Annotated in this window: 23 protein-coding genes; 13 read left to right on the top strand and 10 right to left on the bottom strand. The window is 65.8% G+C overall.

Features of this window, described 5'->3' with window-relative positions; translation table 11 throughout:
- Positions 1–41 precede the first annotated feature (41 nt).
- The 4 genes from VKI00_RS17660 to VKI00_RS17645 all read right to left on the bottom strand — a co-directional run bounded on the left by VKI00_RS17660 (position 42) and on the right by VKI00_RS17645 (position 3,496).
- Positions 42–437, bottom strand: a complete 396-nt coding sequence (locus VKI00_RS17660; RefSeq protein WP_324439602.1) for a DUF732 domain-containing protein — start codon at positions 435–437, stop codon at positions 42–44.
- A gap of 151 nt (positions 438–588) precedes the next feature.
- On the bottom strand, positions 589–1,272 hold the full coding sequence (gene cysE, locus VKI00_RS17655) for a serine O-acetyltransferase (protein ID WP_324439600.1): 684 nt from the start codon (positions 1,270–1,272) through the stop codon (positions 589–591).
- Between the two features lie 2 nt (positions 1,273–1,274).
- Positions 1,275–2,207 carry a cysteine synthase A gene (cysK, locus tag VKI00_RS17650; protein ID WP_324439598.1) on the bottom strand — a complete coding sequence of 311 codons (933 nt, stop codon included), beginning with the start codon at positions 2,205–2,207 and terminating at the stop codon, positions 1,275–1,277.
- Positions 2,204–3,496 carry a thioester domain-containing protein gene (locus VKI00_RS17645; RefSeq protein WP_324439596.1) on the bottom strand — a complete coding sequence of 431 codons (1,293 nt, stop codon included), beginning with the start codon at positions 3,494–3,496 and terminating at the stop codon, positions 2,204–2,206. Before VKI00_RS17645 ends, cysK begins: the two co-directional genes overlap by 4 nt.
- A 6-nt stretch (positions 3,497–3,502) precedes the next feature.
- Between VKI00_RS17645 and VKI00_RS17640 the strand changes: the two genes are divergently transcribed.
- From VKI00_RS17640 to VKI00_RS17625, 4 genes are all read left to right on the top strand, one after another.
- Positions 3,503–3,700 carry a hypothetical protein gene (locus VKI00_RS17640; protein ID WP_324439594.1) on the top strand — a complete coding sequence of 66 codons (198 nt, stop codon included), beginning with the start codon at positions 3,503–3,505 and terminating at the stop codon, positions 3,698–3,700.
- Positions 3,701–3,870: 170 nt separating this feature from the next.
- Complete coding sequence (locus VKI00_RS17635) at positions 3,871–4,800, top strand: family 2A encapsulin nanocompartment shell protein (RefSeq protein WP_324439592.1); 930 nt, start codon at positions 3,871–3,873, stop codon at positions 4,798–4,800.
- A complete protein-coding gene (locus VKI00_RS17630) occupies positions 4,784–6,697 on the top strand; it encodes a family 2A encapsulin nanocompartment cargo protein cysteine desulfurase (protein WP_324439590.1) in 1,914 nt (637 codons plus the stop codon). The genes VKI00_RS17635 and VKI00_RS17630 overlap by 17 nt, the downstream gene beginning before the upstream one ends.
- A gap of 104 nt (positions 6,698–6,801) precedes the next feature.
- Positions 6,802–6,945, top strand: coding sequence for a hypothetical protein (locus VKI00_RS17625; protein ID WP_324439588.1), 144 nt, complete (start codon positions 6,802–6,804; stop codon positions 6,943–6,945).
- A gap of 178 nt (positions 6,946–7,123) precedes the next feature.
- Here VKI00_RS17625 and VKI00_RS17620 read toward each other — a convergent pair whose 3' ends face one another.
- Complete coding sequence (locus VKI00_RS17620) at positions 7,124–9,052, bottom strand: acyl-CoA dehydrogenase (RefSeq protein WP_324439586.1); 1,929 nt, start codon at positions 9,050–9,052, stop codon at positions 7,124–7,126.
- Positions 9,053–9,207: 155 nt separating this feature from the next.
- Here VKI00_RS17620 and VKI00_RS17615 point away from each other — a divergent pair, with 155 nt between their 5' ends.
- The 3 genes from VKI00_RS17615 to VKI00_RS17605 are packed head-to-tail and all read left to right on the top strand — an operon-like array spanning position 9,208 to position 12,027.
- Complete coding sequence (locus VKI00_RS17615; protein WP_324439584.1) at positions 9,208–10,710, top strand: CHAD domain-containing protein; 1,503 nt, start codon at positions 9,208–9,210, stop codon at positions 10,708–10,710.
- Entirely contained in the window at positions 10,710–11,453 is a 744-nt protein-coding gene (locus tag VKI00_RS17610) for a ParA family protein (RefSeq protein ID WP_324439582.1), read from the top strand. Before VKI00_RS17615 ends, VKI00_RS17610 begins: the two co-directional genes overlap by 1 nt.
- A gap of 52 nt (positions 11,454–11,505) precedes the next feature.
- Positions 11,506–12,027, top strand: coding sequence for an isoprenylcysteine carboxylmethyltransferase family protein (locus VKI00_RS17605; protein ID WP_324439580.1), 522 nt, complete (start codon positions 11,506–11,508; stop codon positions 12,025–12,027).
- Between the two features lie 17 nt (positions 12,028–12,044).
- Here the strand turns inward: VKI00_RS17605 and VKI00_RS17600 are convergent, their stop codons facing one another.
- Together VKI00_RS17600 and VKI00_RS17595 are read right to left on the bottom strand one after the other, a co-directional pair.
- On the bottom strand, positions 12,045–14,669 hold the full coding sequence (locus VKI00_RS17600) for an ATP-binding cassette domain-containing protein (RefSeq protein ID WP_324439578.1): 2,625 nt from the start codon (positions 14,667–14,669) through the stop codon (positions 12,045–12,047).
- Positions 14,670–14,793: 124 nt separating this feature from the next.
- Positions 14,794–15,282, bottom strand: a complete 489-nt coding sequence (locus tag VKI00_RS17595; RefSeq protein ID WP_324439576.1) for a MarR family winged helix-turn-helix transcriptional regulator — start codon at positions 15,280–15,282, stop codon at positions 14,794–14,796.
- Between the two features lie 124 nt (positions 15,283–15,406).
- On the opposite strand from VKI00_RS17595, the gene VKI00_RS17590 reads away from it, so the two are divergent.
- Positions 15,407–17,494, top strand: coding sequence for an ABC transporter ATP-binding protein (locus tag VKI00_RS17590; RefSeq protein WP_324439574.1), 2,088 nt, complete (start codon positions 15,407–15,409; stop codon positions 17,492–17,494).
- Positions 17,491–18,315: an energy-coupling factor transporter transmembrane protein EcfT gene (locus VKI00_RS17585; RefSeq protein ID WP_324439572.1), complete on the top strand. Its 825-nt coding sequence runs from the start codon at positions 17,491–17,493 to the stop codon at positions 18,313–18,315. The genes VKI00_RS17590 and VKI00_RS17585 overlap by 4 nt, the downstream gene beginning before the upstream one ends.
- Before the next feature lie 6 nt (positions 18,316–18,321).
- Here the strand turns inward: VKI00_RS17585 and VKI00_RS17580 are convergent, their stop codons facing one another.
- The 3 genes from VKI00_RS17580 to VKI00_RS17570 are packed head-to-tail and all read right to left on the bottom strand — an operon-like array spanning position 18,322 to position 21,336.
- Complete coding sequence (locus VKI00_RS17580; protein WP_324439570.1) at positions 18,322–19,659, bottom strand: sugar ABC transporter substrate-binding protein; 1,338 nt, start codon at positions 19,657–19,659, stop codon at positions 18,322–18,324.
- Entirely contained in the window at positions 19,656–20,480 is an 825-nt protein-coding gene (locus VKI00_RS17575) for a carbohydrate ABC transporter permease (protein WP_324439568.1), read from the bottom strand. The genes VKI00_RS17580 and VKI00_RS17575 overlap by 4 nt, the downstream gene beginning before the upstream one ends.
- The gene (locus VKI00_RS17570; RefSeq protein WP_324439566.1) at positions 20,467–21,336 is read right to left on the bottom strand and encodes a sugar ABC transporter permease; all 870 of its coding nucleotides are present in this window, start codon (positions 21,334–21,336) and stop codon (positions 20,467–20,469) included. The genes VKI00_RS17575 and VKI00_RS17570 overlap by 14 nt, the downstream gene beginning before the upstream one ends.
- Positions 21,337–21,370: 34 nt before the next feature.
- Here VKI00_RS17570 and VKI00_RS17565 point away from each other — a divergent pair, with 34 nt between their 5' ends.
- The 4 genes from VKI00_RS17565 to VKI00_RS17550 all read left to right on the top strand — a co-directional run.
- Positions 21,371–22,888, top strand: coding sequence for a TldD/PmbA family protein (locus VKI00_RS17565; protein WP_324439564.1), 1,518 nt, complete (start codon positions 21,371–21,373; stop codon positions 22,886–22,888).
- Complete coding sequence (locus VKI00_RS17560; protein WP_324439562.1) at positions 22,885–24,258, top strand: TldD/PmbA family protein; 1,374 nt, start codon at positions 22,885–22,887, stop codon at positions 24,256–24,258. Before VKI00_RS17565 ends, VKI00_RS17560 begins: the two co-directional genes overlap by 4 nt.
- 61 nt (positions 24,259–24,319) lie before the next feature.
- The gene (locus VKI00_RS17555; RefSeq protein ID WP_324439617.1) at positions 24,320–25,105 is read left to right on the top strand and encodes a carboxymuconolactone decarboxylase family protein; all 786 of its coding nucleotides are present in this window, start codon (positions 24,320–24,322) and stop codon (positions 25,103–25,105) included.
- 172 nt (positions 25,106–25,277) lie between these two features.
- A partial coding sequence (locus tag VKI00_RS17550; RefSeq protein WP_324439560.1) for an FkbM family methyltransferase occupies positions 25,278–25,809 on the top strand: 532 nt, incomplete at its 3' end.

The raw sequence follows: 25,809 nt of genomic DNA, 5'->3' as shown, positions 1-25,809 counted from the left end.
GGTTCGAGTCCAGGCGGGGGAGCAGGCGTTTCTTACCGGCCCTAACGGCCACCAAGCCCCGGGATAAGCGGCTGGGTGGTGTGCACGCTCGACTTGCTCAGGTAGTCCGGGCAGTAAGTGCTCGATGCAAGCGCGGCGAACTTCATGGCACCGCCGCTGTTCAGTCCGGGGTTGCGCATGGACAACTCATCGACGACGTCCTTTTCCGATCGCCCCGAGATCATCATGTTGCAGGCCATTCTGCCGGCGGCGACGGCGTCCGCACCGTTGCGATAGGTCATGCCCGCTTTGTTGAGCGAGTCCAGAAAAGCTGCATCAGCAGCAGGATTGTCGGGGACGGGGCCGGGAGGGGGGTCACCCGGGTCGGCCAGCGCCGGTACGGCGAGGGCCAGGCCGAGGGTGGCCGCGACGGTGGCAAGCATGAGAGGCAGTCGCATCCGTACATCATCGTCGACATCGGCGCAGTTGTCTTGTCGAACCCCTTGAACGTGGATTGCTGCGCGGGGCTCGGAGTGCGTGCCGTCGCAGCTAGAGACCAGATTGTGGTGCCGACGCCGGTAGCAGAGAAGACCGCCTAACCAAGCCGGCTCAGATGGAGAAGTCCTCGCCGTGCCACACTCCGGCTTCCGGCGGCCGGATCACGCGGCCCGTTTGGCCGTTGCCGTCATTCTGGGCCTCCAGTTTGGCGACTCGGGTCAGCAACGACTGCAGGCTTACGCCCACCAGATCGGGCATCATCGAGTCGTCCTCGCCCGGCCTGATGCGGCTGATGATCTGCCCGGGCACTCCGACGACCACAGCGGTGGACGGCACTTCCTTGACCACGACGGCGTTGGCGCCGATCCGGCTGTCGTCGCCGATCTTGATCGCGCCGAGAACCTTTGCTCCGGCGCCGATGACCACCCGGTCACCGATCGTCGGGTGCCGTTTGCCGGTATCCCTGCCGCTACCGCCGAGCGTGACACCGTGGTAGATCATCACGTCCTCGCCCACTTCGGCCGTTTCCCCGATCACGACGCCGGTTGCGTGGTCGATGAAGAGGCCGGCCCCGAGGGTCGCCCCCGGGTGGATGTCGACGCCGGTCAGGATGCGGGTGAGTTCCGCGAGCGTCCGCGCGGCCACCCGGGCGCCGCGCTTCCACAACCAGTGGCTGATCCGGTGGCCCCAGATTGCGTGCACGCCCGGGTAGGCGAAGATCACCTCGAGCGTGGTCGGGGCGGCCGGATCTCGCTGCCTTGCCGCCGCTATGTCACGCCGTATCGCCGCGAGCATGGCTAGTCGGTGACGTCGGCGAAGAGCGGGGTGCTCAGGTACCGCTCGCCGAAGTCGGGTAGCACAACGACGATGAGTTTGCCCGCGTTCTCCGGGCGGTGAGCCACCTGGATCGCCGCCACCGCGGCCGCACCCGAGGAGATGCCGACCAGCAGTCCCTCTTCGCGGGCCAGGCGCCGGGCCAGGTTGATTGAGTCGTCGTTGCCGACGGTGATGACCTCGTCGACCAGATCCATATCCAGCACCGGCGGGATGAACCCGGCGCCGATGCCCTGGATCGGGTGGGGGCCCTTCTGGCCGCCGGACAGCACCGGTGACGCCGCCGGCTCGACGGCCACGAACTGCGCCGAGGGCTTGCGTTCCTTGATGACCTGGGCGACACCGGTGATGGTGCCGCCGGTCCCGACCCCGGACACGAAGATATCGATCTTGCCGTCGGTGTCCCGCCAGACCTCCTCGGCGGTGGTTTTGCGGTGGATCGCCGGGTTGGCCGGGTTCTCGAACTGTTGCGGCACGAAGTACCGCTGGTCCGTTTTGGCCAGTTCCTCGGCCTTGGCGATCGCGCCCGGCATGCCCTCGGGGCCCGGCGTGAGGACGAGTTCGGCGCCCAGAGCCCGCAACAGCTTCCGCCGTTCGACGCTCATCGTCTCGGGCATGGTCAGCACGATCCGATACCCGCGTGCCGCGGCCACCATCGCCAGCGCGATGCCGGTGTTGCCACTGGTCGGCTCGAGGATGATGGTGTCCGGCTTGATCAGGCCCGCTTCCTCGGCCGCGTCGATCAGGGCCACGCCAAGGCGGTCCTTCACGCTGTTCGCCGGGTTGAACGATTCCAGCTTCGCGACGACATCGGCGCCTGCGCCGTCGGTGACTCGGTTCAGCCGGACCAGGGGCGTGCGCCCGATCAGTTGCGTGACGTCCTCGGCGATACTCACTTACATCCGTCTCCAACGACGTCGGACCAGGGTTCGTGGGCTTCCCAGCTAATGTCGAACTCTATGGCCATCTCGGTGGGGATGGCTAGCGCAACGGGGGTAAACCGGTGCGACGCTTCCTGTAACGCCACCCCGGTCAGAACTCTTCCGGGCAGATTCTGCGTCGTCGTCGCGGTCAGTGTCGCAGCCGACGTGCCCGGCGCCCGACGTAGGTAAAAGGTCGTCCCCGGCTCGACCTTCCCGCTGATAGAAAACCCGTCGGCGTCGACCAGTGTGTGACCGTCCGTGGCGCTGAGCATGAGCGGGATTCGGACTTGGAAGGGTCCGATCAGGTCGGACTCAGCGGCGGCGTGGGAATCGACCAGTATCGGTTCGCTTGCTTCATTCAGCGCCGCGCGTGCGCCGGCGAGCAGATAGTTGTAGAGATGCACGACTTTGTCGGCGTTGCGGAAGTGCCGCGTGCCGGTCAGCCAGAAGCCGACGTGCTCGATCCTTGGTGCACCGCTCTCCGACGTTGCGATCAGTCGGTAGTAGCGGTAGCCGCGTCCGCCACGGCCGTGGCTGCTGGTTGACAGCGTGCTGCCCTCGCCCAGTGTGCGCCGGTAGTGGCCCTCGCCGGCGTCGGTTGTGAGCAGCGATCCGGAAATATCTTGCCACACAACGCCATTGGCCGATTTTTGCAGCCTCAACTCGACCGCGCTGCCCGACGTCGTCCACACCGAATAGCCGCCCAGCTGAGGTTCGCCGTCGAATTCGAAGGTGATCACCGGCCCGGCTGCCCGATGCACGGCGATGGGAACGTTGAGCGGTCGGGTGTCCAGCGCGAGCCCGTTGGTGAGATACCAGATCGCGGCCTGGGTCGCGGCGATCGCCTCGTGTTCGCTGATGTTGGCCGCTCCGACCGGGTAACCGGCCTCGCGCAACTGTCGGCTCAACTCGCCGGTGGAGCGCATCGGGAAGGAATGCCGCAGGATCCAATCGACCTCGGCTTCGTGGCCGGACGTCAGCAGGTGGGGGAGATCCGACCAGCTTCCCAGCTGGTAGCGCGACGGGTGGTGCGGCGCGATGCCGGTGAAATCCAGCGAGTAGGCAGGGACGTTCGGGTTGAGCCTAATCAGATCCGTGCGCGCCCAGCTGCCGTCGGTGAAGACGGCCCTGTCCACGGTGTGGGAGTAGGTTCCGCCCCGGTAGCGGGTCAGGTGGGTGAGCTCGGCGGCCGGCCGGGCGACGACGCGTGGGCGGCTGGCCACCTGTGCCGCGGCACGGTCGGTTATCGGCAAGACAGTCATGGGTGGTTGATCTTCCTGAAGGGCTTTCGAGTGACGCGCGATGTGATTCTGCCGGGCACACCGGTGGGATCACCCGTTGACGGGCAGCGCGAGGATTTCTACAGCGTCAGGGGGCGTCAGGAAATCAACAACAACAACAGCAACAAAATTGCACGACGAGGCAGCGCGACGGGACAAAGCGCAGCTGTGCGGGGTGTTGCATAGCCCCACTATAGGGCATCGCTGCTCTGGGCATGTTTGACTCAGCCCGGCTGTAAACCTTTTGGCCTAGTCCTACACTTGCCTAGGCTCGGCGGGCGGTCGCGCTCATGATGGGCGACGATGGATCTGACCGGTCACCGCTGCAGAATTCGGCTAAGCACGGAAGGACCACGATGACGTCTGCTCAGAATGAGTCCCAGGCACTCGGCGATCTCGCTGCCCGGCAGCTCGCCAGCGCGACAAAGACTGTTCCGCAACTCTCGACGATCACCCCGCGGTGGTTGCTTCATCTGCTCAGCTGGGTGCCGGTGGAAGCCGGCATTTACCGGGTCAACCGGGTGGTCAACCCCGAGCGGGTCGCGATTCATGCCGAAGAGGGCGGGGGCGGCACCGAAGAGCCGCTGCCGGAGACGTACGTCGACTACGAGACCAGCCCTCGCGAGTACACGCTGCGGACGATCTCGACCCTGCTGGACATCCACACCCGGGTGTCTGACCTCTACTCCAGCCCGCACGACCAAGTCGCACAGCAGCTGCGCCTGACCATCGAGACGATCAAAGAGCGCCAAGAATCCGAACTGGTCAACAGCCCCGAGTACGGGCTGCTTGCCCAGGCGACTCCCGAGCAGACCATCCAAACGCTCGGCGGCGCCCCGACGCCCGACGACCTTGACGCTCTGATCACCAAGGTCTGGAAAACACCCAGCTTCTTTCTTACGCACCCGCTGGGTGTCGCCGCGTTCGGCCGTGAGGCCACCTTCCGCGGCGTGCCGCCCGTCGTCGTGAGCCTGTTCGGCGCCCAATTCATCACCTGGCGCGGGATCCCGATCATCCCGTCGGACAAGGTGCCGGTGGAGAAGGGCAAGACGAAGTTCATCCTGGTGCGCACCGGCGAAGAGCGCCAGGGCGTGGTCGGGCTGTTCCAACCTGGCCTGGTCGGCGAGCAGGCGCCGGGGCTCTCGGTTCGGTTCACCGGCATCAACGAATCGGCGATCGCGAGGTATCTGGTCACCCTTTACACATCGTTGGCAGTACTGACTGACGATGCGCTGGCCGTGCTCGACGACGTTGCCGTGGACCAATTCCATGCCTACAAGAAGTGAGCACCGAGCGGTAGACGGCGAAAGCGACCTGCCCATCAGCGCTGCGGAACTCGCTGCGCTGGCCAGCCAGCTGTATGCGGTCAGCATCCGGCCGGGGTTCGATAGCCCGCCGCAGTCGGTGCCGGTCGCCCCGCGAGGCAACGCACCGGACACGACTGCCGCCGCGTCGGCCGGACAGACCGCGGCCGGCGCCGCGGACCTGTATCCCACGCCCGTACCGCTGGTGGGCGCGGGGGACATCTATGTCCCGGCTCCGACGTCTCCCGAACCCGAACCTCCGCCGCAGATCGTGCCGGTCGCGCCGCGCGGCAACGTGCCCGACACGACCGCCGCGCCGTCGGCCGCCGAGACCATCGGAAGCGTCGCCGATCCTTATCTGCCGCCGGGCATCGCTGACCTAAGCGCCTTCGCGGTGCCGACCGAGGGCATCGTCCCGACGGTGCCCGGCGTGCTGGCCGGAACGGCGCCGACCGTTCCGGTGGCACCGCGTGGCTCTTTGCCTTATTCGAGTGTCGAGTGGCTCCCCGGGGCACCGTCGGTTCCCGATCTCGGCTGGTCTGACACGGTTCCCACCGGGTTGGCCGCTCCGGACGCGCCGGGCGGCGACGATCATAACTATCACTTTCTGACTGCTGCCGACCCGGTGCCTTCGTTGCCCGACGAGCATGAGGTGTTCGACGTCAACGCCGTGCGGGCCGACTTCCCGATCCTCAAGGAGACCGTCAACGGCAAGCCGCTGATTTGGTTCGACAACGCGGCGACCACCCAGAAGCCGCAAGTCGTGATCGATCGGCTGTCGCATTTCTACGCCCACGAGAACTCCAACATCCATCGCGCCGCGCACGAATTGGCGGCCCGGGCCACCGACGCCTACGAGGAGGCCCGCGACACCGTAGCCGAATTCATCGGTGCGCCAACGGCCGACGACATCGTGTTCTTGCGTGGCACCACCGAGGCGATCAACTTGGTGGCGCACGCTTGGGGCGGCAAGCACCTGCAACCCGGCGATGAGATCGTCATCACCCACTTGGAACACCACGCCAATATCGTTCCCTGGCAACTGATCTCACAGAAAACAGGGGCGATCCTGAAGTGGGCTCCGATCGACGACGCGGGCAACCTGTTGCTTTCGGAGTTCGAGGAACTGCTTGGCCCGCGGACCAAGTTGGTAGCCGCCAGCCAGGTCTCCAATGCGCTGGGCACGGTGGTCCCGGTCGACAAGATCGTCGAGTTGGGTCACCGCTACGGCGCGCGGGTGTTGATCGACGGCGCCCAGTCGATCCAGCACATGCCGGTCAACGTCGCCGAACTCGGCGCGGATTTCTTCGTCTTCTCCGGACACAAGATCTACGGCCCCACCGGAATCGGCGTGCTCTATGGCACCGAGGAAGCGCTCACCGAGACGCCGCCGTGGCAGGGCGGTGGCCACATGATCGCCGACGTCACGACGGAACGTTCGCTGTATCAAGGGCCGCCGACGAAGTTTGAGGCCGGTACCGGCAACATCGCGGACGCGGTCGGGCTTGCCGAGGCGCTGCGCTACGTGGAGCGGTTGGATATCAACCGGATCGCGGCCTATGAGCATGCTTTGCTCGAGTACGCGACGCCGCGGCTCGCCGACATTCCCGGTGTCCGCCTTGTCGGCACGGCAACCGAGAAAGCCAGCGTCTTGTCGTTCGTGCTCGCAGGGCACGAGCCGCTCGAGGTGGGCAAGGCGCTCAACGCCGAAGGCATCGCGGTGCGGGCGGGCCATCACTGCGCCCAACCGGCGCTGCGACGCCTGGGGCTCGAAGCGACCGTTCGCCCGTCGTTCGCGTTCTACAACACCTTCGAGGAGATCGACGTCTTCCTGCGGGCCGTGCGGCGGATCGCCGAGGGCGGAACCAACGTCGGCTGATCCTGGCGAACTGCCTGCCAGCGGGCCGTGTTCGGCTCACCCAGAGTTAAACGATTGCCGGAAACGCTTGGGCTGATACCAGCAGGGCCAGCTACGCCCAGGTCATGGGTGACGTGCAAAATGACGTGCGGCCCAACGACGAGTACGCGGCCAACTACCTCGCGTCGAACGTGGTAAACATCTTCTGCCCTGCCCAGCTCTGGCAGTTGCGCAATTCGGCGGGCAACTATGTGCCCCCGCCGGCGTGACTTGGGCTACCCGTCCAGGTCGGGTGCGTACGCCGGCGGCGCGTAGACGCCCCTGAGCAGCCAAGCGTAAGCGGCGATGCCGTACTCCAGCTCGTCGCTGATTCATCCGAGTGACCTTTTCATGGCTCAACTGATCCTGGAAGCCTTTTCTTTGCGCTGATCTAACGTCGCCGGTAGGTCAGCCCGGCAGCTTCTCGGGATGCAGCATCTCGGCGTATCGCTGCGGTTCGGGGATCCCGAAACCGTCGACCAGTGTTTGCGCGTAAGGCCGCAATAACCGGCACCGGTCGTTGATAGCGCGAGTGACCGCTTTGGCGCGCTCGGTGGACAGGAACCGGTGCTCGACCCACCACGCCTTGTCATCCTCAATCACCGACAACGCGTACAGATCACAGACCAGGTTGAGCACCTCGCCCGCCTCATCGTCTTCACACGCGTCGATCCCGGCAACGAACGCCTCCAGCACCACCCGGTCGATATGCGCCTGCGCGGCGTGCAACACGTGATCCTGCACGGCGTTGAACGCATCGAATGCCGACATCTCTTTGGATTTGCCCTGCAACCGGCGCGCCACCGAGGCGATCATGTATTCCTCGCGGTCCTCGAACATCTTGACCTGGGTGCCGCGGTTGAACAGGCTGCCTTCTTCTTCGTTGTCCTGCCGGGCGTCGACGATGGTCTGCATAATCGTCTCTGCCGCAGTGCGTTTCAGCACCCGCTCACCGGCGAAGTTGGCCGCGAACCGCACCCATTCCACCGGGCTCATGCTCTTGACGTCGTCGGCATAGGCGGTCAGCAGCTCCTTGGCCACCAGTTGGGTCAGCACATGGTTGTCACCTTCGAAGGTGGTGAACACGTCGGTGTCGGCGCGCAGTGCGATCAATCGGTTGTCGGCCATGTACCCGGCGCCGCCGCAGGCTTCCCGGGCTTCCTGAATAGCCGTGGACGCATGCCAGGTATTGGCTGCCTTCAGCCCGGCCGCCCGCGACTCCAGCTCGCGCTGCTCCTCGGCGTCGGGTGCGTCCGAGGTCTGCAGATCGTGGGTCTTGGACACCAACTCGTTCTGCGCGAATTGCAACGCATACGATCGCGCGATCAGCGGGAAGAGCCGGCGCTGGTGCACCAGGTAGTCCATGATCAGCACTTCACCCTCGTCGTCTGGTGCGCTGAATTGCCTGCGCTGCAACGCATATCGGGTGGCGATGTCCAGCGCCACCCGTGCCGCGTTGCCTGCGCTGCCACCCACGCAGACCCGCCCGCGGATCAGGGTGCCGATCATGGTGAAGAACCGGCGGTTGGGGTTTTCTATCGGTGAGCTGTAGGTGCCGTCCTCCGCGACGTCTCCGTATTTGTTCAGCAGGTTCACCCGTGGAACGCGAACGTGGTCGAAAACGATGCGGCCGTTGTCGACGCCCGGCAGACCACCCTTGTACTGACAGTCAGACGTGGTCACACCGGGCAGGTCGTTTCCGTCCGCGTCGCGGATCGGTACCAGGAAACAGTGCACGCCGTGGTTGACCTCTTCGCCATCCTCGGTGGTGATGAGTTGGGCGAATACCGCTGCGATGGTGGCGGATTCGGCGGCACCGCCGATATAGTCCTTGCGCGCGGTCGGAGTGGCGGAGTGGATCACGAACTCCTGGGTGGCCGCGTCGTAGACAGCGGTGGTTTCCAGGGCCTGGACGTCGCTGCCGTGTCCGGTTTCGGTCATCGCGAAACAGCCGCGCAGCTCGAGGTTGATGATCTTTTTCACATACGCCTCGTGATGGCGTTCGGTGCCGAGATTCTCGACGGCGCCGCCGAACAAACCCCACTGCACGCCCGCTTTGACCATCAGGGACAGATCCGACATCGCGAGCATCTCGATCATCGTGATCGCCGCGCCGACGTTGCCGTTCCCGCCGTGCTCCTTGCGGAAGCCGTCCTCGGCCGCGCCGGCGGCGGCCATGATCTTCATCTGCTCAGCCACCTTGGTGCGGGCGATCACCGTGTTCGGTGTGTAGTGCGGACGGAAGATCTCGTCGGTCAACTGCTCCCGCATCTGGTTCTTCACGTCGCGCCAACGTCCGTCCAGTGTGTTGCGCAGATGTTCCGCAGTGGTGGTCATACCCGACGGTAACCCGACGCTCGGAGTGCCGGGGTAAGCTCCGCGAGGTCAGCCAACACTTTTGATGGCCGGGCAACCAGATGAACATTCCGTTAACCCAAGGTGGCTATCATCTGTCGATCGGTCGCGACCATGCGGCCAAGGGAAGGTACGCCATGGGCACGTTTTCCCGCGCCTTCACCAAGCAGGGCGCGGTTGAGATTGAGGCGGTTGCGGCTGCTCTGCAGCCGAAATTCGCCATAACCGCGGGACCGGAAAAGGCTGTTTCGCACACCTGGCTGGACACCTTCGACTGGCGGCTGCACGCGGCGGGGATATCCCTTGAATACCTCGACGACGGTCCACTGGTCATGCAGTTTCCGGATGGCAGCCGGTTGCAGGGACCCCGCGCGAAGAAGTGGCCGGCCCTGATGCACGACCTGCCGGCCGGGCGGCTACGCGACGCGCTGGCTCCGATTGTTGCGCCGCGGGCATTGCTGTCGGTCGTCACCGTAAAGCGTGCGGTGCGGGAAAGCCGGGTGCTCAACGCCGACGAAAAAACGGTTGCCCGTCTCCTCACCGAAAGCGGCGACGACGGCATCAGCCGTTTACAGGTCCAGCCGCTGCGCGGCTACGAGGAAGACGGTGACCGGATTGCCCGGCTCATGGGCCGCGTCGATGGGTTCAAGGCGTCGACAACGACGCCCTACGACGACGCGCTGGCGCTTGCCACTCGTAGTCCCAGCGACCATGAGCACAACCTGACGGCGCCAATGCGTCCGGAAACGCCCGCACCGGTGGCGGTTGCGAACGTGCTCGCGCAGTTTGCGGCCGCCATCGATGACAACGTGGCCGGCACGATCGCGGCGATCGACACCGAATTCCTGCACGACCTTCGGGTGGCGGTGCGGCGTACCCGTTCGATTCTCAAGCTCACCGGTGATGTGCTTCCCGCAAATTTGGCCGAGCGGTTCAAGCCGGAATTCAAGTGGCTCGGTGATCTGACCACGCCGGTGCGTGATCTGGACGTCTATCTGCTCGAGCTCGACACCATGGCCGCCAGACTCGCTTCGGCCGATCCACGCGACCTCGACCCGTTCCGGTCTTTCCTGGTTCGGCATCGCACCGCGGAACGCCGCCGCTTGGTGCGCGGGCTGAGGTCGCGGCGCTTCGAGCAAGTGATGAGCGACTGGCGCGCCGAGCTGGCGCAGGTGGCCGCCGACGGCGACGGCGGCCCGGCGGTCGCGGCGCTGGCCCGACAGCGCATCGAGCGGGCGTTCCGGCAGGTCGTCCGGCGCGGCAAACGGCTTACGGCCGAATCGCCGAGCGAGCAGGTGCACGAACTTCGTAAGCGCTGCAAGGAATTGCGCTATCTGCTCGAGGTATTCCGGCCAGTGTGCGCCGACGCGCCGTATCGTCCGCTGATCAAGGAGCTCAAGGCGTTGCAGGACGTGCTCGGCGACTTCCAGGATGGCGAAGTCCAGCGTGAGGCGGTCCGGGAATTCGCCGCGGTGATGATGGAACAGGGCGCCGCACCGCCGGCGACCGTGCTCGCGATGGGAGAACTGGCCGCGCAACTCGACGCACATCAGCTCAACGCGCGAGGGGAACTGGTGGGCCGGCTGCAGCCGTTCCTGGCCAAAGAGAATCGTGCCCGAGTGAAGGCGCTGGTGCGCTGATGAAGATCTACGCCACGTACAACATCAAGGGCGGCGTCGGCAAGACATCGGCCGCGGTTAACCTCGCGCATCTCGCCGCACGAGGCGGATACAACGTGCTGCTGTGGGATCTCGACCCGCAGGGTGCGGCCACGTACCTGTTCCGGGTACGGCCCAAAGTCAAGGGCGGCAGCCGAGCGCTGGTGGAAGGCACGCGAACGCTCGACGATGCCATCAAGGCCACCGATTTCGACGGGCTTGACTTGCTGCCGGCCGATTTCCGCTACCGCAATATGGATTTACAGCTTGACGACATGAAGCGGCCGACTCGCCGGATTCATCAGCTGCTGCGACCGCTCGATGACGAATACGACGTGGTGTTCCTCGACTGCCCACCGAGCATTTCGCTGTTGTCGGAGAACGTCATGCATGCGGTCGACACGCTCCTGGTGCCGATGATTCCGGCCACGCTGTCGGTGCGGACGTTCGATCAATTGTCTGACTTCGTCAACAATTTCGACGGCCGCCAACCGCGGGTGTGTGCGTTCTTCTCGATGGTGGACGGGCGCAAGCGGCTGCACCGAGACCTCGTGGAACAGTTACCGACCGAACGAGCGGGAATCTTGAACACGGCGATCCCAGCCCTGTCGATCATCGAGCAGATGGCCGAACAACGGGCGCCGGTGACGGCGTTCGCCCCGCACAGCGTGGCAGCCATGTGTTACGAAGCGCTTTGGCATGAGGTCGACGGAGGGATCGGATAACAGTGCCTTGCCGGGATATTTAGCCGCTGCGACGATTATCCTCCTGGTCGGCATGGTGTTGACCAGAGTCGTGCTGCTGAGCAGAGCGCGAACGCACGCAATGCATTTCGGCGGCACCGACAAGACGGATTTCTTCATCCCGCCGGTTGCGCTGTTGTATATCTACACCATCTTTGCCGCGGCGTTCGATTGGCCGTTGCTTGGCGGGGTGAGGTTTTTCCAGTCCGCCGCTGTGGCCTGGATCGGCGTCGGATTGTGTTGTGCCGGCTTACTTGTCATGCTGGCGAGCTTAATTTCGTTCGGCAGAAGTTTTCGGGTTGGCATCGACGTCGACCGTCACGACGAGCTGGTGACCACCGGGGTGTTCGCTTGGAGCCGTAACCCGATTTACGTCGCGCTGTTTCTGGTTCTCGTCGGCCAATTCCTGGTGTTCCCGAACTGGGTTCCGCTGGTCTACCTGTTCGCCGGCACCTGGCTCTTCCACCGTCAAGTTTTGCGTGAGGAGGAGTTCATGCGGCGACAGTATGGCGAAGCGTACGCGGCGTATTGCCAACGGGTGAGACGCTATGTCTGACAACGGTTTTGAAGCGATCACCGGCGCCGCGCCGGCCGCCTGAGCCCCCAGCGCAGCGCCACGGTAGCCACCACGCCCAAGCCGACCAGTGCCGCCATGTCGGCCACCCACCGGCCCGTCGAGTGTTTCCACGAATCGTCGGCGACCGCCAGCACATTGACTGCGTGCACGTCGACCGTGGATGCCGAGGCGGCGAAACCCCAGCGGGACGGCACAAACCACGAGATCTGCTCGAGGCCCAACCGGCCGTCGATCGGGAACATCGCGCCGGCGAACACCACCGAGATCAGCACGATCAGCGCGGCAATCAAGAGGATCTGCTCGGAGTGGCTGGCCAGCGCTGAGAGGGCCAGCGCGACCATCGCCGAGACGATGGTGGTGATGGCCAGCACCACGAATAGTTCCAAGGTGGCTTGGAACTTGCCATGGCCGAGCAGGACTGCGCCATGCGTGGGCGCGCCTTTGCCCACAACCGCGGCGGTGGTCATGATGGCGGTCGCAACGACGGCGATCAGGCTGTAGACGACGACCTTGCCGGCCAGGAATGCCGACGCGGACAAACCGTTGGCTTGTTCGCGGCGGAAGATGCGCCGTTCGCCGACGAGGTCGCGGATGCCCATCGCGGTGCCCACGACGACGGCGCCGATGACGAGCACGGCGAGGATCTCGACGGCTTCGTCGGGACTGTTTCCGTACGGGTCCGCCGGGCCTAGGCCGGCCTTGCCCGGCACCAACAACACGATCGCGCCGAACAGCACCGGCAGCATGGTCAGGAAGATGAAATACCGCTGATCGCCAACCATGAGCCAGCCCTGCCGACAGACCGCGATCGCGAATTGGCGCCACAAGTGCAGGCGCCCAGCCGGTTCAACCGGACCGTGCGGCGGTTCCGCTTCCGGCAGCGCGTCGTGCTGTTGGGCAAGATACGCGTCATGTGCCCCATAGGGATCCGTGTTGACCCGCTCGAGGATCTCCGCCCAGTCGGTCGTGCCCAACTCGGCGCCGATCTGCGTGGGCGGTCCGGCGAACGCCGGGGTGCCGGTCCGGGTGAGCAGCACCACCTGGTCGCAGATGTCGATGTCGGTTGGCGAGGTGCTCGCCACCACGACCACGCGCCCCTCGTTGGCGAGTCGCCGCAGTGTCGCCGTCATCTCGCGTTCCGCCGCCGCGTCGAGTCCGGTGGTCGGTTCGTCGAGGACAAGCAGGGACGGATTGGTGAGCAGTTCCATCGCCATCGATGCGCGCTTGCGCTGTTCGGCCGTGAGCTTGCGTACCTGGATAGTGCGCAGCAGGCTCAGTTTCATCTCGCCGAGCGCCCAGTCCACCCTCTGACGGCGGTTATCAGCGGAAGTGCTTGGCGGTAAGCGCAATTCAGCGGCATAGCCTAACGCCTGCTCGATAGTGAGCGCAGGATGCAGCAGGTCGAAGCGCGGCACGACTCCGATGTGTCGCCGCAGGTGAGCGTCCGTGACGTCGTGGCTGTCGAAATGAACTGTGCCGACGCTCGGTTGCATCGTTCCGCCCAGCACGTCGAGCAGAGCCGACGTGCTCACCTCCGACGGGCCGATGACGGTGCTGAGCGTCCCAGGCTCAGCGGTGAAGGAAAGTTCGGCCAGCACCTGCTCGCCATCGACGGTGAGTCGCACCTGACGCGCCTCCAGGCGACCGGCCTTGAGAGGGGGTGACGGCGGCGGGGCTTCAATTGCCTTGGTCTCCGGCGCATCCGGTTCCACCGGCACATCCGGCTGGGGCAGCGCAGTGGTCGGCGCGGCCTCGTGCGGCCGGGGTTCCGGGCGCTGCGGCCGCAGTTTCTGCATCGCGCCGGTCAGCGCCTCGACGAAAGCCTTCCGCCTGCGCGGGGCAGGGGGTGGGGCTAACGCCGGTCCCGGCTGAGCTTGCAGCGGTGGCGGGGCCCAGGGCGTTCCGGGTGGCGGCGGTGGCGGGGCCCAGGAGGCCGGCGGCGGTCCGGGTGGCGGCGGTGGGGTTGGCCAGGCCGCGAGGGGCGGCGCGGGCGGGTGAAACTGGGCGGTGGGCGGCACCGGCTGGTCCAATCGCGTCGGCGGATCGACGCGGTGCGGCCCCGGCGGTGTTGGCCGGGCAGGCGGGGGCGGAGCGGGCGGCCGTTTCGGATGTTCCGACCGGGGTGGGGGCGGAGCGGGGGGCGGCCGTCCCGGTTGGCCGGGTCCGCGATGCACAACGGGGGGCGGCGGCGCGGGTCGCATCTCGGGCGGCGGCGGCGGTGGAGGCCGCATATGCGGCGGCCGGGGTGGGGGCCGTATTTCCGGGCGCGGTCCACCCCAGGGTGGCCGCGGTGGCGGTGGCGGCGGTGCGCCGAGCTGAAATACCAGCCGAGCGCCGTGCTGCGGATCGCCGAGGGTGATCGCCCTGCCGTCATGGATGAAAACCGTGGACATTCGCACGCCGTCGACGTAGATGCCGCCTTCGCCGCGATCGACGGCTATCCACTGCCTGCCGTTGTGATGCAGCACCACGCGGGTCGGCGAGGTGGAGGTGCCCGTGCCGTCGATACGGATATCCGCCCGGCTGTCGGGGCCGATGGTCACGTCCCGGCCGACGGGGAAGGTGTATTTCTTGGGCCCGAACCAGACGATCAGAGGGGAAGCGAATGCTTCCGTCGGCATAGCCGCCCCCTTCCGCTTCCGCGCCCACCTATCTTGGGTCGTGTGACGGTTCTCTACCCGCCATCATGCAACGAGAACCGCAGGAGGCACGTCGGCGCCGGCGAGGCTCGCCCGCGACCAGCCCTTACCGAGATGCGCCCGGTCGCGGGGCCGGCGCGGCATCCTCGAGGACTCGGCGCAGTACGGCCACGGCATCCACCAACGTCTGGCGGTCCGCGGACTCAAGTTTGGCAAGTTGCGGTTCGATCACCGCAGCCCGGTCGGCTCGCACGCGGTTGAGCGTGCGCATCCCCTCGGGCGTGATCCGGATGCGGACGGCCCGCGCGTCGCACGGGTCGACGGTCCGGGTGACCAGGCCGGCGTCTTCGAGCCGCCGCACCTGGGTGGTCATCGTCGGCTGTGAGCAGTGGTCCACGGCGGCCAGATCACAGATCCGTGCTTCGACCTGGGCGTCGATGGTCGACAGTAGGCGGGCCTGCGCGGCCGGCAACTGCATTTGGATGCGCTGGGTGGCATAGCGATTTAGCCGGGCGACGACGGCGAGCAGATCCGCGCCCAGACCGGCGCCGGCCTCCCCGGCCGCGCCCCGATCGGCGGTGGCGGATGAAGTCATCCGTCCATAGTTGCATAGCTGGTCTATGTAGACCACGTAACCGGCTAATTTCGATGGTGCAATCTCGAGTGACCCGCCACATTCGCGACGGGGAACATCACGGACAGCTGGCACAATCGATGAAATGAGCGCGACGAGCCCTGCGACCACGCCCCGAGGGGGTGGATCGCTACGACCCGGCGAACTCGCGCAGTCGGCGGTCATGGCGGCACTGTGCGCCGCGACCGCGATCATCGCGGTGATCGTTCCCTTTGCGGGCGGATTGGCGCTGCTGGGCATGGTGCCGATGGGGCTACTGGCCTACCGGTATCGCATCCGCGCGCTGATCGCCGCGGTGGTCGCAGCCGGGGTGATCGCATTTCTGATCGCGGGTCTTGGCGGCTTGATGGCAGTTGTGCACAGCGCTTATATCGGCGGCCTTACCGGAGTCGTCAAACGCAGGGGCCTGGGCACCCGGACGGTGATCGTCGCTTCCTTCGTCGCTGGGGCACTTCTCGGCGGGGTCTCGGTTGCCGCGTTGGCAGCACTGGCGCGGCTGCGGCACCTGATATTCGCCGCCATCACCGCCAACTTCGATGGGACTTCGGCCGTCTTGACGGCGATCGGGCGGTTCGCGAATGCACACACCTTCCCGTCCAGCAGGCCCATAGCGGTCGGCCTTGAACTGGCCGCCGACCGTCTCAAGTGGTTCCTCGCCGTGGCGCTGCATTACTGGCCGTGGTTGTTGCTCGCCCACGGCATCGTCTCCGTCATGGTCGTGTCCTTGATCGGCTGGTGGGCGCTGTCGCGCGTGCTGGAGCGGATGCGCGGTATCCCCGATGTACACAAACTGGATGCACCGGTCGAGAATGCGCCCATCGCGCCGGTCCCAGTTCGGTTGGACCAGGTGCGATTCCGCTATCCGGGCTCCGACCACGACGCGCTGTCCGCGCTCAGCTTGGACGTGCACCCGGGCGAACATCTGGCCATCACCGGCGCCAACGGCTCAGGCAAGACCACACTGATGCTGATGCTGGCCGGCCGGCAGCCGACGTCGGGCACCGTTGACCGACCCGGGGCGGTGGGGCTGGGCAGGCTGGGCGGCACCGCGGTGGTCATGCAGCATCCGGAAAGCCAGGTGTTGGGCACCCGGGTGGCCGACGACGTCGTGTGGGGTCTGCCGCCTGGGACGGCGATCGACGTCGGCCGGTTGCTGAGCGAGGTTGGACTTGACGCGCACGCGGAACGCGACACCGGAAGCCTCTCGGGCGGTGAACTGCAGCGGCTGGCCGTGGCCGCCGCACTGGCGCGCGAGCCGGCACTGCTCATCGCCGACGAGGTGACCAGCATGGTCGACCAGCAGGGACGGGATGCGCTGCTGGGCGTGCTGTCCAGCCTTAAGAAACGGCACCAGACAGCGTTGGTTCACATCACCCACTACAACAACGAAGCCGATTCTGCTGACCGCGTAGTCAATCTCAGCGGTTCTGCGGATAACACCGACATGGTCGAGACCACGGCAGCGCCGGCAGCAACCGCCGCGCCGGGACATGACTCCGGCGCACCGGTGCTGGAACTGGCGGGCGTCGGGCACGAATACGGCAGCGGGACTCCGTGGGCGAAGGCCGCGCTACGCGATGTCAGCTTCGCAGTGCACCAGGGTGATGGATTGCTTATCCACGGCGGCAACGGCTCAGGAAAGTCGACGCTGGCGTGGATCATGGCCGGGCTAACGGTGCCGACGACGGGAACTTGCCTGCTTGACGGTCGACCCACCCATGAACAAGTCGGCGCCGTGGCGCTGTCGTTCCAAGCGGCCCGGCTTCAGCTGATGCGTAGCCGAGTCGACTTGGAAGTGGCTTCGGCGGCAGGCTTTTCGCCGAAGGACCGCGAACGCGTGGCAACCGCGCTCGCCGTGGTGGGACTGGACAGCACGTTGGCCAAGCGGCGCATCGACCAACTCAGCGGCGGTCAGATGCGCCGGGTGGTACTGGCCGGACTGCTGGCGCGCTCGCCGCGGGCATTGATCCTCGACGAGCCGCTGGCCGGCCTGGACGCATCCACCCAACGCGGCTTGCTGCGCCTGCTCGAAGAACTGCGTCGCGAGCAGGGGCTGACCGTCGTGGTCATATCCCACGACTTCGCCGGACTGGAAGAGCTGTGCCCGCGCACTCTGGATCTACGCAACGGCGTGCTGGAGCCCGCTGCCGCGACGGCGGGAGGTATGGCGTGACCACACGCGACGAACGCCCGACCCGCGCGGTGGTGCTGCTCCGTCCCGTGCCTGGCACGTCGGCAATCCACGACCTTTGGGCCGGTACCAAACTGTTGGTGGTTTTCGGCATTTCCGTCTTGCTGACCTTCTATCCCGGCTGGATCGCAATAGGGCTGGTGGCGGCTCTGGTGCTGACGGCGGTTCGGATGGCGCGCATTCCACGAGGTGCGCTACCGTCGGTACCGCGCTGGCTGTGGTTTTTGGTGGCGTTAGGCGCCATCACCGCGGCGTTTGCCGGCGGCAGTCCGGTGGTCGAATTGGCAGGCGTGCCAATCGGATTCGGTGGCCTGTTGAATTTCCTACGGATCACTACGTTGTCGATCGTGTTGCTGGGTCTGGGAGCAATCGTGTCGTGGACCACCAATGTCGCCGAAATAGCTCCGGCGGTAGCCACTTTGGGCCGCCCGCTGCGCCTGTTGCGGATCCCGGTCGACGAGTGGGCCGTCGCATTGGCGCTCGCGCTGCGCGCCTTCCCGATGATGATCGATGAATTCCGGATTCTCTACGCCGCGCGGCGGTTGCGGCCCAGGCCGGTGGCGTCAACCCGCCGGGCTCGTCACAAGCGGCGGGCCTTGGAGTTGATCGACCTGATCACCGCGGCCATCACCGTGACACTGCGGCGCGCCGACGAGATGGGTGATGCGATCACCGCGCGCGGCGGCACCGGTCAGATCTCGGCTGCCCCGGCGCGGCCGAAACTGGCCGACTGGCTAGCACTCTCGCTCACCGCGGCGATGTGCATCGCCGCGATCGCACTGGAAGTGCCACTGGGCCACTAGGCGCCGCTAGCGACAAGTCGCGGCGTTGGCTGCTTGTTGGGCTCGGTGAAGGGTCGTCGACACGTCGCTTCGGCGCATGAACATCTCGTCGAAATACGGCTTGATGACCAGATTTCCGGCGGCGAAGCTGGGGCCACCAGGCGCATCGATCTGCGCTCCATTCAATGCCGCGAAGAACGGCCTAACGTCGACCTTCTTGGCAGCCCAGTAGTCGAAGTACGCGCCCTGGGCAGACCGCACTGCGGGAATGGCGCCGCCATGGCGGCCCACATATTGATTGCCCTCGCTGCTGCCCATCCATGCCAGCACCTGGCGCACGGCGTCCGGGTGCGCGGACGCGGCGTTACCGGCCGCGGCAATGCCGTTGGTGACGGTGACTCGACCCTTTGGGCCTTGAGGCAGCATCGCCACGCCCCACCGGAAGTTGGCCTGGGCTGCCACCGCCGCCAGGTTATAGGTGCCGGACTGGAAGAGCGCCATCTTGCCGGCCAGGAACTGGTTGCGGGAGAAGTCGCCGTTGTCGTTGGTGTCCGAGGCCGGCGGCGCAACGTGGTCATCGTTGATCAGCCTGACCAGGTAGCTGAAAGCCTCGATCGCGCCGGGGTTGTCGAACGCAAAGCAATCACCGTCCTGGAACACGCCTCCGGCCGAACCGATGTAGTTCAGGTAGATGCTCTGCGCATCGTTGGCCGCGTTGTAAGCCCACTGCCGGACACGTAGGGCATCAAAACCGGGTGTGGCCGGGGTGCGTCTGTTGGCGTCGACGGTGAGCCGAGTCAGCAGCGGGCGCAGAGTGTCGCCCCCGTCTGGGCTCCACCTCAGCGCCGCCAGGTCGGCGGGGTTGACACCGGCGGCGGCGAGCAAATCAGCGTTGTAGTACAACGCGATTCCAGCGTCGGTTAGTTGGGGGACTGCCCAAAGCGTCCCCATCCGGGTGAACTGCTCGACCACCGACGGCTCCCACGATGCCGCGGCACTCGTCCTGAGGTTCTCGCCGATGTCCATCAGCCGGCCACTGTCGGCGTATTCGGAGAGATAGGCGTTGGAGATCCAAAAGATGTCGTCGGCGCTACCGCCCGCGACATCGGTGCGCAGCGTGTTGAAGTATGTGGAGTACGAGACCACATCCGTGTGCACCTCGATGTCGGGGTGCATCCGGGTGAACGCCGCGAACGATTGCCGATACGCCTTGGCGACCTGCTGGTCCCACAGTCGAACAGTTACGACTGTCTTGCCGCTGGGCGGCATCGCCGTAACGTTCAAAAGCACTTCCGCGCCGACCAGTAATGCGGCGATCAGCACCCATCCGATTGCGACCAGTGTGGAGAACCGGAGGCGCCTCATTTCAGCCCCGTGACGACGATCGAGCGGACGATGTGTCGCTGGAAGATCGCGAACAACACGAGCAGTGGCACGATCGCCGCGAACGTCGCAGCCATCACCAGGGTCCACTGGGCGTTGTAGCGCGACTGCAGCGCGGCGGTGGCCACCGTCAGCACCTGCCACTTGGTGCCGCTGGTGATCACCAACGGCCACATGAAGTGATGCCACTCCGATACCACGGTGATCAGCATCAGCGTGACGATCACGGGCCGGCTGGAAGGGATCACGACGTGCACGATGACATCCAGGGTATTGGCGCCGTCGAGATAAGCGGCATTGATCAGATCATCCGGAATCGCGCGGAAGTGTTGGCGCAGAAGGAAAATGGCGTACGGCGAGCCGAAAACGAATGGCAACACCAACGCCCAGAACGTGTTCCGCAGTCCCAGCTGCGCCATCATCAGATATAGCGGCACCACGGTTACGCTGTACGGCACCATCAACGTTACCAGGTACACCCAGAACAGTGCGTCGCGGCCGGGGAAACGCAGTCGGGCGAACGCGTACGCGGCAAGCACCGACGAACTCAGCTGCCCAAGCAGGCTCGTCGCCGTCATCAATGCGGTCACCGCCAGTGCGCGACTGAACCCCGCGCCGGCCAAACCGGTGTAGTTGGTCAGCGTCGGTGGCCGCGGCCATGTCAACGGTGTGCCCGTCGCGAACTGGTGCGCAGATGTGAATGAGGTCAGCAAGCCAAGAGCGAACGGCGCCAGGGTGATCACCGCGCCGAGCGTCAGGCCGGCGTAAACCAGAACCGCGGAGGGTGATTTAGGTGAGGTCATAGCTGATCCGTCGACGGAAGTAGAGATGTTGGACGACACTGATGCCGACCAGGATGACGAACAGCACCAGCGCCATCACCGAGGCACGGCCGACCGCCGCGGCCCCGAATGCCTCGGCGTAGATGCGGTGTGCGACTAAATCGGTGTGGCGTTTTGGTCCGCCGCCGGTCAGCCCGTACACCGTGTCGAAAACCTGGGCGGCACTGATGACTCCGGTGACTAGCACAAAAAACATGGTAGGCCGCAGCATCGGCAAGGTGATGCGCCAGAACCGTTGCCAGGCGTTGGCCCCGTCGATGCGAGCCGCGGAGTTGACATCCGTCGGGATCGCCAGGATGCCGGCGAGGAAAAACAGCGCGACGTAGCCGACATTGGACCACACGACCACCGCCGAGACCAGTGGCAGCGCCAGGCCGGGATCGGTGAGCCATTCAACGCGATGTCCCAGCACGGTGCTCACCGCGCCGTCGCTAGGCGACAGAATCCAGCGCCACAGCACCGCGATCGCCAGCGGGACGCTGATCCAAGGCAGCACATAAATCGTGCGGAACAGCCCGCTCCCGGGGAGATCGCGTGCCAACAACGATGCGGCCAACAGCCCGAGTACCGTCTGAGCCGGAACCACGATCGCGATGAAAAGCAGCGTCACCAGAAGCGAATTGCCGAATGCCGAATCGCTGAGCACCGAGCGCCAATTCGCATCTCCGACATATTGGATCGGCCCGAGCAGGTCCCATCGGTGCAGGCTCAACCACGCCACGACAAAAATCGGCAGCAGCATAAACATGCCCACCCCGAACAGGCTGGGGGCCAGCAACGCATACGCCAGCACGGTCGATCGGCGCCCGCGGTCCACAAGGGTATTAAAGCCTGTCGTTACGGTGGGTGTCGTGACACCGAACCGGGGGATCGATGCCGACTTCCTCGCCCTGCCCCGCCACGAGCTGGCCGACGCCGCGCTGTCGGCGGCCACCGCGGCCGGTGCCAGCCACGCCGACCTGCGAATTCACCGGCTCATCACCGAGGTCATCCAGCTCCGCGACGGCGAGTTGGAAACCGCCGTGCTGAGCCGCGAGCTCGGTCTGGCCGTCCGGGTGATCGTCGACGGCACCTGGGGATTCGCCTCGCACGCCGAGCTGTCACCGACGGTCGCGGTGGACACCGCGCGGCGCGCCGTGTGGGTGGCCACCACGCTGGCCGCGCTGAACACCGACCCCATCGAACTGGCGGCCGAACCGGTGTACCGCGACGTCAACTGGGTCTCGAGCTACCGGATCGACCCGTTCGCCGTGACCACCCCCGACAAGATCGCCGTGCTCGACGAGTACTCCGGCCGGTTGTTGGCCGCTGACGGGGTGGATCACGTATCTGCCGGCGTCAACACCGTCAAGGAGCAGACTTTCTACGCCGACACCTTCGGTTCGTCGATCACTCAGCAGCGGGTGCGGCTGCTACCGGTCCTGGAGGTGGTCACCATCGACACCGGCGGGTGCGGGTTCGATTCGATGCGCACGGTGGCGCCGCCGATGGGTCGCGGCTGGGAGGTCTTGGCGGGCGACGAGGTCTGGAACTGGACCGACGAGCTGGCGCAGCTGCCGTCGCAGCTGGCCGAAAAGATCAAGGCGCCCAGCGTGACGCCCGGCCCGACCGACCTGGTGATCGATCCTACGAACCTGTGGCTGACCATCCACGAATCCATTGGCCACGCAACCGAATACGATCGGGCAATCGGCTACGAGTCGGCCTATGCCGGCACGTCGTTCGCCACCCCCGACAAGCTCGGCAGCTTGCGTTACGGTTCGCCGGTGATGAACGTCACCGCCGACCGGACGGTCGAATTCGGTTTGGCCAGTGTCGGTTACGACGACGACGGGGTGGCCGCCCAGAGCTGGGATCTGGTGCGCGACGGGATCTTCGTCGGCTATCAACTGGACCGGGTGTTCGCGCCGCGGCTGGGTTTGCCGCGCTCCAACGGCTGCGCGTACGCCGACTCGCCGCACCACGTTCCGCTTCAGCGGATGGCCAACGTTTCGCTGCAGCCCAGCCCCGAGGACCGCAGCACCGCTGACCTGATCTCCCGCGTCGACGACGGCATCTACATCGTCGGCGACCGATCTTGGTCGATCGACATGCAGCGCTACAACTTTCAGTTCACCGGGCAGCGGTTCTACCGCATCCGCAACGGACGCCTGGATGGGCAGGTTCGCGACGTCGCCTATCAGGCCACCACCACCGATTTCTGGAATTCGATGGAGGCCGTCGGCGGACCGTCGACGTGGCAGCTCGGTGGGGCGTACAACTGCGGCAAGGCCCAGCCCGGTCAGGTGGCCGCGGTCAGCCACGGTTGTCCGTCGGCGCTGTTCCGCGGGGTCAACGTGCTCAACGCCCGCATCGAGGCCGGTCAGTGATCAGGGCGCAGCAGGTGGTCGACATCGCACTGGACGCCGCGGCGCGGCGGGGACGGGCCGACGAAACGATCGTGTTGGTCACCGACCGCCTCGCGGCGTCGCTGCGATGGGCGAACAACTCGATGACCACCAACGGCGCGTCGACCGCCCGCAGCACGACCGTGATTTCCATTGTCCGCCAAGGTGATACCGCAAGCGTGGGTTCGCTGACCTCGTCCGAGGTCGATCCGTCGGTGATCGAGGGACTGGTCGCGGCGTCGCAGGCGGCCGCGGTGTCCGCGCCGGATGCCCGCGACGCGGCGCCGCTGCTGAGCGGCAACGGCGCCCCGGCCGACTGGGATGCGCCGACGCCGGGTACCGGCCCCGAGGTGTTCGCCGATGTCGCCCGGGGGTTGAGTCGCGGCTTCCGCGGCAGCGACCAGTTGTACGGCTTTGCCCGGCACGGGCTGGAGACGGTGTATCTGGCAACGTCGCGCGGGCTGCGGCGCCGCTACACCCAACCCACCGGCTCGGTGGAAATCAACGCCAAACGCGACGGTGCCAGCGCGTGGATGGCGGTGGGCACGCCCGATTTCGCCGATGTGCCAACGGATCTGATGCTCGAGCAGCTGTCGACGCGGCTGGGCTGGGCCAAGCGCAGCGTCGAGCTGCCCGAAGGCCGCTACGAGACGATCCTGCCGCCGTCGGCGGTGGCCGACATGATGGTCTACCTGGCCTGGTCGATGACCGGCCGTGGCGCGCAGGAGGGCCGCACCGCGTTGTCGTCGCTCGACGGTGGCACCCGGGTGGGGGAGCGGCTGACCGATCTACCGTTGACGTTGTACGCCGATCCGACCGTGCCCGGTCTGGCGTGTACGCCCTTTGTGGCGACCGCCAGTTCGTCGGAGACGCTGTCGATCTTCGACAACGGGATGGACATCGAGCGGGTCGACTGGATCCGCGACGGGGTGATCAACGCGCTGGCCTATCCGCGGGCCGCCGCCGTCGAGTTCGAGGCTCCCGTCGCCGTGGCCGCCGACAACGTAGTGATGACGGGCGGCGATGCCGACTTGACCGATATGGTCGCGGCGACCGAGCGCGGGCTGCTGTTGACCACGCTGTGGTACATCCGCGAGGTCGACCCCGCGACGATGCTGCTGACCGGGCTCACCCGCGACGGCGTCTACCTGGTCGAAGACGGCGAGGTGACGGCGGCGGTGAACAACTTCCGGTTCAACGAGAGCCCGCTGGACCTGCTGCGACGGGCTACTGAGGCCGGCGTCAGCGAGCGCACGCTGCCGCGGGAGTGGGGCGACTGGGTCACCCGGACGGCGATGCCATCGCTGCGGATTCCCGACTTTCACATGTCGTCGGTGAGCCAGGCGACATAATGCGAGGGTGCGTGACGACGAGCTGACCCGGCTGGTCGCGTTGTCGCCGGCCGACGGTCGCATGACGGGACTGGTGCGGCGCGTCTGCGCGCAGACGTTGGGGCTGCCTCCGCTTCCGGCCGACGCAGCGGTGACCGGCCCGGAATCGGATGCCGACGCCGTGGTAGCCGGCTTCGCCGAACAGTTCAGCGTCGACGTCTCGATGATCGGCGACGAGCAGCGCTCACGGTTGTGGTCTGCGTTGGGCAACAACACATTTGACGTCGTCGTGCAGATGTACATCGCCGACTTCGTCCCACGAGTTCGCGCCGGACTGGAAAACCTCGGGGTCGGCCAGCGGTACCTGGGATGGGTGGATGGTCGGGTCGCCTGGGATCACGCCACCGACCCGTCCGACGCGGTGTTCAACGGTTTTCTGCCGACGGTGGCGCGGTTGCGCGACCTCGATGCGCTGACGTCCGAGGTGGTCCGGCTGCGCGGTGCGACTCAACACAATTGCCGATTGTGCAAGTCGCTGCGCGAGACGACGGCACTGAATGCCGGCGGGTCGGAGACGCTGTACAGCGACATCGAGCACTTTGAGGCGTCCGGCCTGCTGACCGACCGGCAGAAGGGGGCGCTGCGATATGCGGATGCGTTGATTTGGTCGCCGGGCCATATCGACCGTGGAGTTGCCGCCGGGGTGCGCGCGCACTTCTCCGATGCCGAGGCCGTCGAGTTGACCTTCGATGTGATGCGCAATGCGAGCAACAAAATCGCGGTGGCGTTGGCCGGCGATGCCCCGCGGGTCGAACACGGCACCGAGCAATATCTGCTCGATGCCGACGGTCAGACCGTGTTCAGCTAGCCGTAATCTGTGCAATCCCTCAGAGTGTGCGACGCAGCCGGCTCATCGCTAATTAGCGCCGGGAGCAACTGATTTGAGCGCCGTCCGGGACCTGCTCTCACCGTCGCGCCTCACCCACGTCGTAGACGTAGGGGCGAACCCCCTCGACGGCGGCAAGCCACCCTACCTACCCATGCTCAGCGCCGGCCTGTGTCATGTGACGGGCTTCGAGCCACAGGTGATGGTATTGCTGGCGCTCCAACTAACGCATGGCCCGAACGAGCTGTATCTGCCATACGCAGTGGGCGACGGCAGCTCAAGCACTCTGAAGGTCTGTCACGCAACGGGAATGACGAGTCTGCTCGAACCAGACCCGGCGACGCTGGGGTTGTTCCCGGCTCTCCAACCGTCCGGCGAGGTGATTGAGCGCATTCCGGTCGAAACCCGCCGGCTTGACGATATATCCGAGATTGAGCACCTCGACTTTCTCAAGATCGATATCCAGGGCAGCGAACTGTCTGTCTTCCAAAGCGGCCACGAGAAGCTTGCTGAGGCGGTGGCGATTCAGACCGAAGTGTCGTTCATAACTTTGTATCTGAACCAACCATCATTCGGGGAGGTTGATTCAGAGCTACGTGGCCAGGGGTTTATCCCACACGGCTTCACCGAAGTGAGTCGCAGACCGATCGGCGACTTCGAAGTCGGCGACGACGCTCTGCCCTGGG

Source organism: Mycobacterium sp., from assembly GCF_035314665.1.
In the GTDB taxonomy this organism is placed as follows: Bacteria; Actinomycetota; Actinomycetes; order Mycobacteriales; family Mycobacteriaceae; genus Mycobacterium.
This window is presented reverse-complemented; position numbering and strand designations above follow the sequence as displayed.

Excerpts from the sequence above, each read along its gene's own strand:
- VKI00_RS17630 (WP_324439590.1), top strand. The coding sequence starts at position 4,784 with ATGCCTACAAGAAGTGAGCACCGAGCGGTAGACGGCGAAAGCGACCTG.
- VKI00_RS17620 (WP_324439586.1), bottom strand. The coding sequence starts at position 9,052 with ATGACCACCACTGCGGAACATCTGCGCAACACACTGGACGGACGTTGG.
- VKI00_RS17610 (WP_324439582.1), top strand. The coding sequence starts at position 10,710 with ATGAAGATCTACGCCACGTACAACATCAAGGGCGGCGTCGGCAAGACA.
- VKI00_RS17595 (WP_324439576.1), bottom strand. The coding sequence starts at position 15,282 with ATGACTTCATCCGCCACCGCCGATCGGGGCGCGGCCGGGGAGGCCGGC.
- cysE (WP_324439600.1), bottom strand. The coding sequence starts at position 1,272 with ATGCTCGCGGCGATACGGCGTGACATAGCGGCGGCAAGGCAGCGAGAT.
- VKI00_RS17590 (WP_324439574.1), top strand. The coding sequence starts at position 15,407 with ATGAGCGCGACGAGCCCTGCGACCACGCCCCGAGGGGGTGGATCGCTA.
- VKI00_RS17605 (WP_324439580.1), top strand. The coding sequence starts at position 11,506 with ATGGTGTTGACCAGAGTCGTGCTGCTGAGCAGAGCGCGAACGCACGCA.
- VKI00_RS17660 (WP_324439602.1), bottom strand. The coding sequence starts at position 437 with ATGCGACTGCCTCTCATGCTTGCCACCGTCGCGGCCACCCTCGGCCTG.
- VKI00_RS17615 (WP_324439584.1), top strand. The coding sequence starts at position 9,208 with ATGGGCACGTTTTCCCGCGCCTTCACCAAGCAGGGCGCGGTTGAGATT.
- VKI00_RS17645 (WP_324439596.1), bottom strand. The coding sequence starts at position 3,496 with ATGACTGTCTTGCCGATAACCGACCGTGCCGCGGCACAGGTGGCCAGC.
- VKI00_RS17600 (WP_324439578.1), bottom strand. The coding sequence starts at position 14,669 with ATGCCGACGGAAGCATTCGCTTCCCCTCTGATCGTCTGGTTCGGGCCC.
- VKI00_RS17580 (WP_324439570.1), bottom strand. The coding sequence starts at position 19,659 with ATGAGGCGCCTCCGGTTCTCCACACTGGTCGCAATCGGATGGGTGCTG.
- VKI00_RS17575 (WP_324439568.1), bottom strand. The coding sequence starts at position 20,480 with ATGACCTCACCTAAATCACCCTCCGCGGTTCTGGTTTACGCCGGCCTG.
- VKI00_RS17555 (WP_324439617.1), top strand. The coding sequence starts at position 24,320 with ATGACGGGACTGGTGCGGCGCGTCTGCGCGCAGACGTTGGGGCTGCCT.
- VKI00_RS17635 (WP_324439592.1), top strand. The coding sequence starts at position 3,871 with ATGACGTCTGCTCAGAATGAGTCCCAGGCACTCGGCGATCTCGCTGCC.
- VKI00_RS17625 (WP_324439588.1), top strand. The coding sequence starts at position 6,802 with ATGGGTGACGTGCAAAATGACGTGCGGCCCAACGACGAGTACGCGGCC.